Below are 13,818 nucleotides of genomic sequence, written 5' to 3'. Positions count from 1 at the left end.
CACTCCCCCGCCGCCATGCCGCTCACCTCGCGGTCAGCAGCGAGCTGTGCCAGCTCCGCAGCGCGGCCGCGGTGGTTTCGGCGTGCTCGTCCATCATCGTGAAGTGGTCGCCGGGGACGTCCGCCAGCCGGTGCGGCTCCGGCCAGGACGCCCGCCAGCCCTCCGCCGGCATCTCCGGGGTCGGCTCGGTGGCCCGCAGCTGCAGCGTGGGCGCCTCGATCGACTCGGGGCGCCAACCGCTGAACATCCGCATGTAAGCCCCCATCACGGCGAGCGTCGCGTCGTCGACGTCGCTCTCGAACCGCGCCTCCAGGTTGTCGATGGAGCGGGCGGCCAGCGAGAGGAACCAGTCGCTGTTCCCCAGCTCGTGGGTGACGTGATAGGTGTCGATCAGCGCGAGCCCGGCCGGGGCCGCGGCCATCCGCTCCAGGCGTGCGGCGACCGCGTGCCCGAGCGCGCCCCCGGTGGAGTGCCCGACGACCACGACCGGCCGGCCGGCCGCGTGCTCGCGCACGGACTCGGCATGCATCGCGGTGAGCGTGTCGAGGTCCTCGGGCACGGCGAGGCCGCCGCCGAGACCGGGGTGGGAGAACACCAGGACGTCGGCCTCGTCGGCGAAGGCGCGCGCGAACTTCGCGTACTCCCCCACTCCGATCGACGGGACGAGCGACATGAAGCACGCCAACAGTGGTCCGCCGGTGCCGGCGGAGAGCTCCGTCGGCGCCAGGGTGTGCGCCGCGGCGTCGGCGGCGGCGAACGTCGGGGTGGCCCACGACGCGCCCGCGAGCATCTGCATGCCGGCGGCGGGACGGCCCGCCGCGCACACCGTCCGGTAGAGGGCGGACAGCGTGTAGGCGGGTGCCGCGACCGCGCCCGGCGTGTCCGGCACCGACTCGAGGGCGGCGGCCAGGTGCTTGGCGAGCTCGGCCGCGGTCGGATGGTCGAACGCCACGGTCGCCGGCAGCCGAACTCCCGTCCCCTCCGACAGCCGGTTGCGCAGCTGGACCGAGGTCAGCGAGTCCAGCCCCAGCTCGATGAAACCCTTGGGCGGCAAGGCTGCCGGGTCCGCGTAGCCGAGCACCGCGGCGACCTCGCCACGCACCAGCTCGACCAACAGCTTCTCCCGCTCCGCGCCGGACACCGCCGCGAGCCGCAGCAGCCACGACGCACCGCCCTCGTCGGTCGCCGCCCGGCGCTGGGTGCGAACCAGTGAGCGCAGCGGCGGCGGCACCTGTCCCCCGGCGGACCGCAGCGCGCCGACGTCGACCCGAAGCGGCACGGTCACCGGGTCCTCGACCGCCAACGCCGCGTCGAACAGGCCCATGCCCTGCTCGTCGGTGATCGCCGGGAACCCGCGGCGGGCCAGCTGATCACGCGCCATGCCGGACACGTGGGTCGACATGCCCGAGTCCTGGTCCCACAGGCCCCACGCCATCGACGCCGCGGGCAGCCCGGCGGACCGACGGCTCCGCGCCAGGGCGTCGAGGAACGAGTTGCCGGTGGCGTAGTTGCTCTGTCCGGCGTTGCCCAGCACGCCCGCGGCGGACGAGTAGATCACGAACGCGGTCAGGTCGAGCGCGCGGGTGATCTCGTGGAGATGCCACACGGCGTTCACCTTGGGGCGCAACACCTTCGCGAGCCGGTCCGGGCCGAGTGAGCTCAGCACACCGTCGTCGAGCACGCCGGCGGTGTGCACCACACCCCGCAGCGGCGGCTCGCAATCGTCGACCACGGCGGCGAGCGCGGCCCGGTCCGACACGTCGCACGCGACCACGCGCACCGCGGCGCCGAGCGACTCGAGCTCCGCACGCAGCTCGGCGGCGCCCGCCGCCCGCTCGCCCTGACGACTGACCAGCGCGAGGTGGCGAACGCCGTGCTCGGCCACCAGGTGCCGCGCGGTGAGCACCCCGAGCGCGCCGAACGCGCCGGTGACCAGCACGGTGCCGTCGGGGTCGAAGACCTCGCCGCCGGACGGCTCGTCGCCGGGGGTGAGCGCCCGGGCCAGGCGCGGGATCGTCGCCGTGCCGGCGCGGATCGCGACCTGCGGTTCGCCGGTCGCGACGACCGCCGGCAGCAGCGCCGCGGACTCGGGCCGCCCGTCGAGGTCGACGAGGAGGATCCGGTCCGGGTTCTCCGACTGTGCCGAGCGGACCATGCCCCAGATCGCCGCGGACGCCAGGTTCGGGGTGTCGGTGGTCGCGTCGTGGGTGACGACGAGCAGCCGGCTGCGCTCCCACCGCGGCTCGTCCTGCCAGGTCTGCAGCGCGGTCAGGAACCGAGCCGCCAGGGCGTGCACCTCGGTGACGACGTCCGCGTCCGGTCCGGTGAGCCCGCGAGTGGTCATGACGAGCACGTCGGGCTGCTGTTCGGCGGCCTCGGGGAGGATGGGCAGCACGTCGGTGAGCCCCAGCTCGTCCGTGCCGAGGAGCTGCCACTGCCCGACCGGCTCCTCCTGGCCGAGCGGCAGGTCGCTCCAGGTGACCCGGAACAGTGACTGGCGCACCACGGCGTCGACCGCGCCCTGCCCGGCCGGTCCCGAGGACCGGGTGACGAGCGATTCGATCGACGCGACCGGCTGCCCTGCCCGGTCGGCGATCTCGAGCGCCATCGCGTCCCCGCTCGCCGGCCGCACGCGCACCCGGAGTGCGCTCGCGCCGGTCGCGTACAGGCGCACGCCTGTCCACTCGAACGGCAGCCGCACCTCGGTGGTCGAGTCGGCGAGCAGCCGCGTGTGCAACGTCGAGTCCAGCAGCGCCGGGTGCATGCCGAACCGGCCCGCGCCGTCGGCCTTCTCGTCCGGCAGCGCCACCTCGGCGAACAGGTCCTCGCCGCGCCGCCACACGTTCCGGATGCCGCGGAACATGGCGCCGTACTCGTAGCCGTTCACGGCGAGCTCGTCGTAGCGGCCGGACACGTCGACCGGCTCGGCGTCCGGCGGCGGCCAGGCCGAGAGGTCGAACGCGGGCGCGGCCGTGGCGGCGCGCAGCACGCCCGCCGCGTGGCGGGTCCACGGCTCCTCGGCGCCGAGACCGTCGGGTCGCGAGTGGACGGTCACGGGTCGTCCGCCGGACGAGTCCGGCGCGTCGAGGACCACCTGGACCTGGGTCGTCTCGCCGGGACGGATGGCGAGGGGCGCGACGATCGCGAAGTCGTCGAGCTGGTCGAGACCGACCTCGTCGGCGACGCGGACCGCCATCTCCACGAACGCGCTGGCGGGCACCAGGATCTCGCCGGAGATCACGTGGTCGGTGAGCCAGGGCTGGGCCGCGGTGGACAGCGTGCCGGTGGCCAGCACCTGGTCGCCGTCGGGCACGGTGAACACGTTGTCCAGCAACGGATGCCCGAGGCCGCCCGCGGCCCGGACGGGTGCCGGGTCGAGCCAGAAACGCTGCCGGCGGAACGGGTAGGTCGGCAGGTCGACGGGCCGCGCGCCGTGGTCGGCGTAGACCTCCCGCCAGCCGACCGACGCGCCGGCTGTGTGCAGGCCGGCGACCGAGTCGAGCACGGTCCCGACCTCCGGCGTGGCCTTACGGGCCGTCGCGAGGAACCGGAGGTCCGTCGCGGTGACACAGTCCTCGGCGAGCGTGCTGAGCACCGTGTCCGGGCCGACCTCGAGGAACGTGGTGACGCCCGCGGCCTCGAGGTGGCGGACCGCGTCGGCGAACCGCACGGCGTCGCGCGCGTGGCGCACCCAGTAGTCCGGCGTGCCCAGCTCGGCGCCGGCCGGCTGACCGGTCACAGTGGACACGATGGTGAACCTCGGCGCGGCGAACGTCAGGCCCGCCACGACGTCGCGGAACTCCGCGAGCATCGGGTCCATCAGCGGGGAGTGGAACGCGTGGCTCACTCGCAGCCGCTTGATGCGGCGCCCGGCGTCGGCGAACCGGCCGGCGACCGCGAGGACCGCGGACTCCTCACCGGAGATCACGACCGCGCGGGGACCGTTGACCGTGGCGATGCCCGCCCGGTCCGCCACGCCGGCCTCGGCGATGGCGTCGGCGAGCTCCTCCTCGGTCGCGTGGATGGCGACCATCGCGCCGCCCGCCGGCAGGTCGCGCATCAGCCGGCCGCGGGCGGTGACGAGCAGGGCGGCGTCGGCCAGCGAGAGCACGCCGGCGACGTGGGCCGCGGCAAGCTCGCCGACGGAGTGCCCCACCAGGTGGTGCGGGCGGATCCGCCAGGACTCGAGCAGCCGGAACAGCGCCACCTCGTAGGCGAAGAGCGCGGGCTGGGTGAAGTCGGTGCGGTCGAGCAGGCCGGCGGCGTCCGCGGTGTGCAGCACGGACCGCAGCGGCCGGTCGAGGTGCTCGTCGAGGTGCGCGCAGGTCTCCGCGAGCGAGTCGGCGAACGTGGGGAACGCCGCGCACAGCTCCCGGCCCATCTCCGGGTGCTGCGCGCCCTGACCGGTGAACAGGAACGCGGGCCGCGTCGCCGGGTCGGCCACCGCCTCGGCGATACCGGCGAACGGCTCGCCGTCGCGCAGCGCGCGCAGCCCGTCCGCGAGCAGCGCGGGGTCCGCCGCCGGGACGGCGGCCCGGTAGGGCAGCGCCGCGCGACGGGTGGCGAGCGAGTATCCGATGTCCACAATGGACTTAGCGGACGACTCCGCCACGTCCGCCAGCCGGGCGGCCTGGGTGCGCAGGGTGGTGGGGTCGGCGGCGGAGAGCAGCCACGGCGGCGCGGGCACGGCCGCCCGGTCCACATGCGACTCCAGCGCGGCCGGCGGCTCCTCGATGATCACGTGGGCGTTCGTGCCGCCGATGCCGAACGCGGACACCCCGGCCCGCCGCGGCCGTTCCGACGCGGGCCACGGCTGCTCGTCGACGAGCAGCCGGACCGCGCCGTCGGACCAGTTCACGTGCTTCGACGGCTCGGTCACGTGCAGCGTCCTCGGCAGCCTGCCGTGCCGCATGGCCTGCATCATCTTGATCATGCCGCCGACCCCGGCGGCGGCCTGCGTGTGGCCGAGGTTGGACTTCAGCGAGCCGAGCCACACCGGGTCGCCCGTCCGGCCCTGCCCGTAGGTCGCCAGCAGCGCCTGCGCCTCGATCGGGTCGCCGAGCGTCGTGCCCGTCCCGTGTGCCTCGACCGCGTCCACGTCGGCTGTGGTCAGGCCGGCGTCGGCGAGCGCGGCGCGGACGACTCGCTGCTGCGCCTGGCCGTTCGGCGCGGTCAGCCCGTTGGACGCGCCGTCGGAGTTCACCGCGGAGCCGCGCACCACCGCGAGCACCGGGTGGCCGTTGCGCACCGCGTCGGAGAGCCGTTCCAGCACGACCACCGCGACGCCCTCGGCCCAGGCCGTCCCATCGGCCGAGTCGGAGAACGCCTTGCAGCGCCCGTCGGCCGACAGCGCGCGCTGCCGGCTGAACGCGACGAACGAGTTCGGAGTGGACATCACGGTCGCGCCGCCGGCCAGCGCCAGCGAGCACTCGCCCGCGCGCAGGGCCCGCGCCGCCTGGTGCACCGCGACCAGTGACGACGAGCAGGCGGTGTCCAGCGTGACGGTCGGGCCGCGCAGCCCGAAGGCGTAGGCGATCCGGCCGGACGCGACGCTGCCCGCCGAGCCAAGCACCAGCTGCGCCTCCAACTCGTGGGCGACGCCGCTGAACCGGCCGCCGTAGTCGCTGTACATCACGCCCACGAAGACACCGGTGGCGCTGCCGGCCAGCGACGCCGGGTCGATGCCGGCCCGCTCCATCGCCTCCCACGACGTCTGCAGCAGCAGCCGCTGCTGCGGGTCGACCGTCATCGCCTCGCGGGGCGAGATGCCGAACGGGGCCGGGTCGAAGTCCGCCGCGCAGTCGAGGAAGCCGCCGTTGCGTGTGTAGGACTTGCCGATCCGGTCGGGGTCGGGGTCGTACAGGTCGTCGAGGTGCCAACCGCGGTCGGTCGGGAACCCGGTGATGGCGTCGGTCCCCTGGTCGACCAGCGCCCACAGGTCGTCCGGCGAGGCGATGTCCCCTGGGTAGCGGCAGCCGATGCCGACGATCGCCACCGGCTCGGTGTCCGTGGGCGTCTCGACCGGCGTCGCGGTGGCGGGCTGGTGGACCCGGTCGGTGCCGAGCAGGGTGTGGCGCAGGTGGTCGGCGAGCGCCGTCGGGGTCGGGTGGTCGTACATCAGGGTGGCCACCAGCTCGAGCCCCGTCGCCGCACCGAGCCGGTTGCGCAGCTCCACCGCGCCGAGCGAGGTGAGGCCGAACTCGGTGAACGGCCGGTGCGGGGCGAGTGTGGCGGGCGCGACCCCGCACACCGCCGCCGCCTCGGTCACCACGATGTCGAGGACGGTGTGCTCCTGGTCGGCCGGCGTCAGCATGCGCAGCCGCGCGGTCAGCTCGGCCGCGACGGCCTGGTCCCCGCCGGCGAGCAGACGCCGCGGCAGGCCGGGGATCTGGGTCCGGGCGATCTTGCCGGGGCCGACCCGCGGCACGGCCTCGATCTCGTAGAACGCGGCGGGCACCTTGAAGCTCGACAGCTCCCGCCGGCACGCGGCGAGCAGCTCCTTCGGGTCCACTCCGGACTCGCTCGGCACGAGGTAGGCCTCCGGCACCTCGCCGAGCACGTCGTGCGGCCGCCCGATGACCGCCGCGTCGGCGACGCCCACCGCGCGCAGCAGGACCTGCTCGACCTCGGTGGGGTGGATGTTCTCGCCGCCGCAGATGATCAGTTCCTTGAGCCGGCCGGTGACCGTCAGGTGGCCGAGCGGGCCGAGCCGGCCCAGGTCGCCGGTGCGGTACCAGCCGTCCCGCAGCACGGCGGCCGTCGCGTCGGGCCGGCCGTGGTAAGAGATCATCAGGCTCTGGCTGCGCACCCAGATCTCGCCCTCGGCGCCGGCGGGCACGTCGGCCTCGCTCGTCGGGTCGACGATCCGGAGCTCGGTGCCCGGCGCGGGCAGCCCGCACGCGGACTCCTCGCCGGTGTCGCCGGGGCGGCCGATCGCGATCACCCCGCCGGTCTCCGTGCTGCCGTAGGCGTCGAGCAGCTCGACCCCGAGGGCGGCCTCGAACGACCGGCGCAGAGCGGGCGGGCACGACGCGCCGGCGCTGACCGCGAGGCGCAGGCCGGACGTGGCCGGCCGGGTGGTGTGCGCGGCGCGCACGAGCTGGTGGAACGTGGTCGGCACGCCGGCGAGGACCGTGATCGGGTGCTCGTCGAGCTGGCGCAGGGTCGTCTCGGGCAGCGAGCCGTCGGTGATGCGGGCGCCCGCGCCGATCGTCGTGATGCCGAGCAGGCACACCGCGTGCGCGAAGCTGTGGAACAGCGGCAGCGGCCAGAGGACCTCGTCGGCCTGCGTCAGCCCGACGACCGGCGCGAAGCCGGTCAGCACCGAGGACACCGCCCGCCGCTGGCTGGACAGCGCGCCGCGGGCGGGGCCGGTGGTGCCCGAGGTGTAGAGCAGCCAGGCCGGGTCGTCCCAGCCGAGGTCGTCGCGGGCGGGCTCCCCCGGGTCGGTCTGCGCCAGCTCGTCGAGCGAGACCACGTCCGCGGCCGAGTCCACTCCGGACACCATGCCGGACACGATGCCGGACACCACGACCAGCAGCCGGGGCCGTTCCGCGCGCACGCGCGTCACCTGCGCGAGGTGTGCGGTGTCGGTGACGACGACCGACGCGCCGCTGTCGTCGAGGAGGCGGGCGAGCTCGGCGTCGGACGACCGGGGGTTGATCGGCGTCGCGACCGCGGCGGCCCGGGTGATCGCCAGCATGGTCTCGATGAACTCGACGCCGCTGTCGAGGTGGACCGCGACGCGCTCGCCACGGCCGGTGCCCAGCCGGGCGAGGTGGGCGGCGATCCAGCGCGTCCGCCGCTCCAGCTCCGAGTAGCTCACCTGCCGCCGGTCGTCGCTGAAGGCGACCCTGTCGCCGATGTGCTCGGCGTGGTCCCGCAAGGACTCGTGCAGCGGGCGGACCAGGTCTGCGTGGTACATCGGTGCTTCCTCGTGTCGGCTCGGGATGCGTGCTGGTCAGTGGGTGCGGGCGCCCGGACGCACGACCGCGGCCGCCTGCCGGGTGAGCCCGAGGATCTGCGTCAGCAGGTTCACGTCCGCCCCGCCGCTGCCGCGCTCGTACAGGCGCAGCTCGATGTGGTAGGTCTTGCGCGCCATGGTGTGGTGGCGGCCGCGGAAGATCACGACGGTGCGCAGCAGCTCCGCCATTCGCCGGGCGCTGTCGTCCACGACGGCGCGGGCGTCCGGCACCTCCGGTGTGTGCTCGAGGGCGTGCACCAGTCGGGTCACCAGCGACGGCGGCAGCAGCCAGGAGTCGTAGTAGTCGCGCCAGCGCGGCAGGCTGTAGGGCACGGACTCGGCGAGGAACTTGGCATACTCCGGCTCGCTGCGGTCCGACGCCCACACCGCCAGGTCCACCAGCCACAGCGGCACCTGCGCCGCCGCGGGTCCCAACAGGATCTCGTCGCCGACGGTTACCTCTTCGAAGTACGGGCGCAGCACGCGCGCGAAGAACTCCGGGGTCACCCCGCTGGTGACCATGTCCATCGCCTCGATCATGGTGCCGACCCGCTCGGTCAGCTCCGCGAGGAGCACCGGGAACTCCGGGTCCCACGGCTCGATGCCCGACAGGTCGGCGCAGAGGTCGAGCGCGGCCACCATGTGCGGGAACACCAGCCGGACCGAGTCCTGCAGGATCCGCTCCTGCGGGTCGCCGACGTACATCCGGCACCGCTGCCCCAACGGGTTCCACTGGGTGTAGTGGTGCACGGTGTCGCGCGGCACCATCGACGTCCGCCGGCCGAGCGCCTGCAGGACCGGCACCGCCTCGGGCACCACCGAGCACGGCTCGATGCCGTGGCGCTTCACCGAGCCGATGAGCATCCCCAGGTCCCGCATGGCCGCGAGGCACTCGTCGAACCGGTAGTTCGCCACCACCCGCTCGTCGGGCAGCAGCCGCCGGAGCGCGACGACCAGTGCCCGCAGATCTCCCGCCGCGTTGATCTCGGGGAGCCGGCCGCAGATGACGTCCGCGTCGAGCGGATTCGCGTTAATGACCAACCGCGGGTCGAGCTTGTCCGACTCCTCGACGAAACCTTGCGGCAACGTCATTTTAAGAGTCCGCGCCGAACCAAATATCTGACATTCGACAGCAGACGGTGATGTCCCCCACGCATTGCGGCCCCTCCCCCGAAACTGTCACCGTTGAATTACTCCCGGTGACTCCCTCTAACTTTGTCGGGACGAGACTGCCACAAGCCTTCGCCTCGTCAAGTGGTTGTTCGGCACTTGCGCCTTTCGGTCGGCGCGGGTTAGGCCAGATGTCTCAGTCGCGGAGTGCGCCGGTCTCAGTTTGTACTGGCAGAACGAGAAGGTCTTTGACATTCTGGCAGCCCTTCCTCTCATTCGACGGACGGAGCGTGGAGTGAAGACTCCGGTGGAGCTGCACGGTGTGGCCGAGACGCTGCTGTGGCCGCTGTACTGCCGAGCGAACGAGACCCGCCGGCCGGACGCGCTGCTCCGCGACCCGCTGGCCGTCGAGGTATGCGACCGCATCGAGTACCCGTTCGAAGAGCACTTCGGCCGCCCGAGCATCACCTTCGCGCTCCGCGCGGTGACCTTTGACGACCAGGTACGCAAGTTCTTGGCCGCGCACCCGGACGGCACCGTCGTGGCTCTCGGCGAAGGTCTGGACACCCAGTTCTGGCGGGTCGACAACGGCCGCGTGCGTTGGGTCGCGGTCGACCTCGACGAGGCGATCGAGGTTCGCCGCGCATTCCTGCCGGACACCGACCGGCACCGCAGCCTCGCCCGCTCGGCGCTGGACCTGAGCTGGCTCGACGAGATCGACCCCGCCAACGGAGTTCTCGTCACGGCGCAGGGTCTGCTCATGTATTTCGAGGAATCCGATGCGCAACGGCTGCTCGCGGCAGTTGCCGAACGATTCCCCGGCGGGGAGATGCTGTTCGACGTCGTGCCGGGCTGGGCGGCCGAAAAGCGAGAGAAGAAATCGCGTCTGCGGAATCTGATTACGCTCGGAAAGAAGAAGTCCTACAGTCTGCCGCCGTGGAAATGGGGAGCCACCGGTGCGGAAATGAAACGACGCGGGGAAACTGACCCCAACGTGGCCGAAACACGCGACCTGCTGTTTCCGCGCGGCCGAGGAATGGTGTTCGGAAAACTGCAGCCGCACCTGGACCGGTTGCCGTTCCTGCGGAACAAGCTGCCGTGCTACCTGTACCGCCGGTTCACGTCCGACCGCTGATCCGAGCTCACTCCAGCCCGTGCGGAGTCGGCGCGCTCTTGCCGCCGTCACGCAGCACCCGGAACACCACGTCCGGCCGGAACAGCACCGCCGGCGAGGACACCATCTGCATGACCCGCAGGAACGCCCGGGTCACCGGGCCGCCGAGCACGGCCGCGTTCTCCACCCGCCGCACGTACCGGCTGATCACCCGCTCCGGTGCCGGGCGCGCCGGGCCCTCGGCGACCGGATGGGCCATGTCCGATCCGGTCGCCATCCGCCAAGCGGGCTCCGACGCCTTGGCCAGCCGGCGCTGGAAGTCCTTCGTCAGTCCCGCGAGCCCGGATCCCGCCCGGGTTCGCAGGCACTCTCCGAGCACCTTGGCACCGATGGCCGTCACCGTCATGCCCTGCCCATAAATGGGATTGAACGAACGGAACGCGTCGCCGGTCACCAACAGCCCGTCCGGCTGCGCGGCAAGTTTCTCGTACCGGTGGTGGACATTGTCCCCGTGGCGATATCCGAGAACCGGGCCGAGCGGTTCACAACCCTTGACCGTGTCGTGTAGCAACGGCGTCGGCAGGCTGCGCGCGAACTCCAGGAAACCGTCCTCATCGGTCGGTGGATGGTCGGTGCCCATGCCGTTGAGGCTCGCGATCCACCGTCCGTCCTCCATGGGCATCAGCACTCCGCCGCGGGGGCTGCCCGGATGCGCCAGAATGATCATCGACTTCCAGCCGTCGAACGGACCGGCCCGGCGGAAGACCCGCGTCGCATAGCCCGGGTTCACCGACACCCGCGACAGCTCCGGCTCGGGCAGTCCCAACTCCGCGAGCCACCGCGGCGTCTTCGACGACCGGCCACTCGCGTCGACGACCAGGTCGGCGGTCAGGTCCCGCGGTCCACCGCCGCTGACCTCGCCGTCCTCCGAGGGGCGCGGCCGCAGCCGGACCCCGCTGACCGTTGCGCCGCCGTCGCCGGACAACAGGCCCACCGCCTCGTGGCGCTCCAGCACCTCGATCCCGGGCAGGTCGACGACCTTGCTCTGCACGGTCAGGTCGAGCAGCGGCCTGCTGAACGACAGCGTCTCGAACACGCCGCTGTCCTTGGTCCGGTTGAGCCAGCCCGGCCGGGTGTGCAGGAGGAGGTCGTCGGGCAGCGAGACGGTGACAGCGCCCGCGTCGACCAGCGCCTCGGACATGCCGGGCAGGAGCTCGTCCATGATCCGCCGGCCACCCTCGAACAGGATGTGCGGGTGCTTCGCCTGGGGCACGCCGCGGCGGGCCTCCGCGCCGACCTGCAGGGTGTCCCGCTCGACGATGGTGACCCGTTCGAAGTGGTCGGTCAGCACCCGCGCGGACAGCATCCCGGCGAGGCTCGCACCGATGACGACCGCGTGTCCGCCGTTCCCCGTCATGCCTCGATCCCCCTCAACAGAGCCGGCGACCACCGGCTTGGCCGGCCCAGTCTGGTGTCAGACGTCCGATACCGCAAGGACTTCGCAGCAGCCTCGGCAGCGACTTAGGCAGCGCCCAGCCTCAGCGGCGGACCACCGGCCACTTGATACGGCGGCTCAGCCAGAGCACCGGCCACGCGGCGAGGAACCCGACGCCGGCGGGCAGCCCCTGTTGCCAGGTGGGCGCGCCCAGCGCGACCGGGCCGCCACCCTGCGGGTCGTGGTCGCCGACGCCCTGCCAGCGCGAGGTCGGCAACACGATGAAGCGCGCCTTGCCGATCACGTTGTCGATGGGGACCACGCCCCGGACGCCGCCGCCGCCCTGCTTGCGGGAGTCGGCCGAGTTGTCGCGGTTGTCGCCCATGACCCACAGCGACCCCTCGGGCACGACCACCGGGTCGAAGCGCTGCTTCTTGGCGTCCGGCTTGCCGTTCTGCCAGTACACGTAGGGCTCGGTCAGCGGGCGGCCGTCCACGAGCACGCGCATCTTGTCGTCGCAGCACTGGACGGTCTGGCCGCCGGTCGCGATGACCCGCTTGACGAAGTCGCGCTCGTTCGGCGGCGCGAGGCCGACCAGGGCGCCGATCGACTGCAGGCCGTTGGTGAAGACGTTGCCCGACGACGGCTCCTCGAGCTCGCTCTCCGTCCACGCGTTCGGGCCCTCGAACACGACCACGTCGCCCGGCTGGGGGTCGGTGAACGCGAAGGTGAGCTTGTCCACCAGCACGCGGTCGTTGTCGCAGCCGGGGCAGCCGTGCAGTGTCTGCTCCATCGACCCGGACGGGATCGAGTAGAACCGGCCGAGGAAGTGCTGGATCAGGAACGTCATCAGCAGCGCGACCGCGACGAAGGTCAGCACTTCCTTCCAGAGCGGCCTGCGCCGGCGGCGCCTGCCCTGCCTGGGCGTCGCGCCGTCGCCGGGGAGCCTCCGGTCCGGCGGAACGTAGTCCTCGCGCGCGCCGTCCGGCCACCATGGCGTGGTTTCGACGTACCTGTCGAACCTCGGCAGCTGGTCCGTGCGCTCCGGGTCGTCCCCCGGCGACTGTGAGTGCACGGGGATGGCCACGTGCCCACGGTACGGGAGATCTCTACAGCTCGGTGTTAAGTCAGCCGTGAATCCGGATCTCTCCGGTGTCGCGCCCGACACCACAGGACGACGCCGAGCAGCACGAGGACGCCGAGGAGGACCTCGCTGCCGAGACCCAGGCGCCGTTCCAGCACCCGGTAGGACGCGCCGGCGGCGTAGCCCAGCACGGCCATGGTGGTCGCCCACAGGGCGCCGCCCGCCAGGTTGGCCACCGTGAACCGCACTCGGCTCATCCCACTCACGCCGGCGAGACCAGGCACGACGGCGCGCAGCAGGGCGACCCACCGCCCGATCGCCACGGCCGGTGCGCCGCGCCGGCGCAGCAGCTCCCGCGCGCGGTCGAGCCCGCCGTCGCGGCTCAGCCGGCCAGGCAGCCGCTCGAGCAGGCGAGTCCCGAACCGGCGGCCCAGGAGGTAGCCGACCTGGTCGCCGACCACCGCGCCGGCGACCGCGACCAGGATCACCGGCCAGAGTGGCAGGTCGCCGCCGTGCGCCGCCACGCCGCCGACCAGCACGCCGATCTCGCCGGGCACGACCGCGCCGATGAAGGTCGACGCCTCCAACGCGGGCAGCAGGAACACCAACGTGAGCACGACCCACGGCGGCAGCCCGGCGGCCACGTCGAGCACCCCGCCGACGACACCATCCATCCGAACAGCATGAGCCGCCACACCGGCACCCCGCACCCGCACAGCGCTCCGGGGGCCGGCCGGTAGTCGCCTGGCCGAACTACGTGTGACCTGCTGGGATCGGGGTCTCGGGAGCGCCAGGAGGGAGGGGCATGCTCGTCGGGTTCCTCGCCGCCGCTCTGTCGGCCCTGCTGTCGAGCGTCGCCACGCTCGTTCAGGCTCGGGGAGCCCGCGAGCTGGGGCGACGTGGCGCGGCGTCGTACGCGGCCGGGCTCACGCTGGACCTACTCGGCTGGGCCATGTCCGCGTTCGCTCTTCGATACCTACCGGTGTTCGCCGTCCAGGCGGTCGTCGCCACGCAGGTCGCGTTCACCGTCGTCGGCGCGCAGCTGCTGGGCACCGTGCGGGCCGGGCGGCGGCAGCTGCTCGCCGCGGCCGCCGGCGTGGCCGGGCTCGGGG

7 protein-coding genes are annotated in these 13,818 nt (G+C 73.0%); 2 read left to right on the top strand and 5 right to left on the bottom strand.

Annotated elements, in window-relative coordinates; all coding sequences use genetic code 11:
- Window positions 1-22: 22 nt before the first annotated feature.
- On the bottom strand, window positions 23-7,924 hold the full coding sequence (locus tag ACRDSK_RS12030) for an SDR family NAD(P)-dependent oxidoreductase (protein ID WP_431440427.1): 7,902 nt from the start codon (window positions 7,922-7,924) through the stop codon (window positions 23-25).
- 36 nt (window positions 7,925-7,960) lie between these two features.
- The gene (locus ACRDSK_RS12025) at window positions 7,961-9,055 is read right to left on the bottom strand and encodes a monodechloroaminopyrrolnitrin synthase PrnB family protein (RefSeq protein WP_431440425.1); all 1,095 of its coding nucleotides are present in this window, start codon (window positions 9,053-9,055) and stop codon (window positions 7,961-7,963) included.
- Between the two features lie 313 nt (window positions 9,056-9,368).
- On the opposite strand from ACRDSK_RS12025, the gene ACRDSK_RS12020 reads away from it, so the two are divergent.
- Window positions 9,369-10,208 carry a class I SAM-dependent methyltransferase gene (locus tag ACRDSK_RS12020; protein ID WP_431440424.1) on the top strand — a complete coding sequence of 280 codons (840 nt, stop codon included), beginning with the start codon at window positions 9,369-9,371 and terminating at the stop codon, window positions 10,206-10,208.
- A gap of 7 nt (window positions 10,209-10,215) precedes the next feature.
- On the opposite strand, the gene ACRDSK_RS12015 is transcribed toward ACRDSK_RS12020, so the two are convergent.
- From ACRDSK_RS12015 to ACRDSK_RS12005, 3 genes are all read right to left on the bottom strand, one after another.
- Window positions 10,216-11,604, bottom strand: coding sequence for an NAD(P)/FAD-dependent oxidoreductase (locus ACRDSK_RS12015; RefSeq protein ID WP_431440422.1), 1,389 nt, complete (start codon window positions 11,602-11,604; stop codon window positions 10,216-10,218).
- A gap of 121 nt (window positions 11,605-11,725) precedes the next feature.
- Window positions 11,726-12,709 (bottom strand): signal peptidase I, encoded by a 984-nt coding sequence (gene lepB / locus ACRDSK_RS12010; protein ID WP_431440421.1) that lies wholly within the window; start codon window positions 12,707-12,709, stop codon window positions 11,726-11,728.
- A 35-nt stretch (window positions 12,710-12,744) separates the two neighbouring features.
- Complete coding sequence (locus tag ACRDSK_RS12005; protein WP_431440419.1) at window positions 12,745-13,380, bottom strand: DedA family protein; 636 nt, start codon at window positions 13,378-13,380, stop codon at window positions 12,745-12,747.
- Between the two features lie 131 nt (window positions 13,381-13,511).
- Here ACRDSK_RS12005 and ACRDSK_RS12000 point away from each other — a divergent pair.
- On the top strand, window positions 13,512-13,818 hold a 307-nt coding region (locus ACRDSK_RS12000; protein ID WP_431440417.1), incomplete at its 3' end, for a hypothetical protein.

The sequence above is a fragment of the Actinophytocola sp. genome (assembly GCF_050699915.1).
GTDB lineage: Bacteria > Actinomycetota > Actinomycetes > Mycobacteriales > Pseudonocardiaceae > Actinophytocola.
This window is presented reverse-complemented; position numbering and strand designations above follow the sequence as displayed.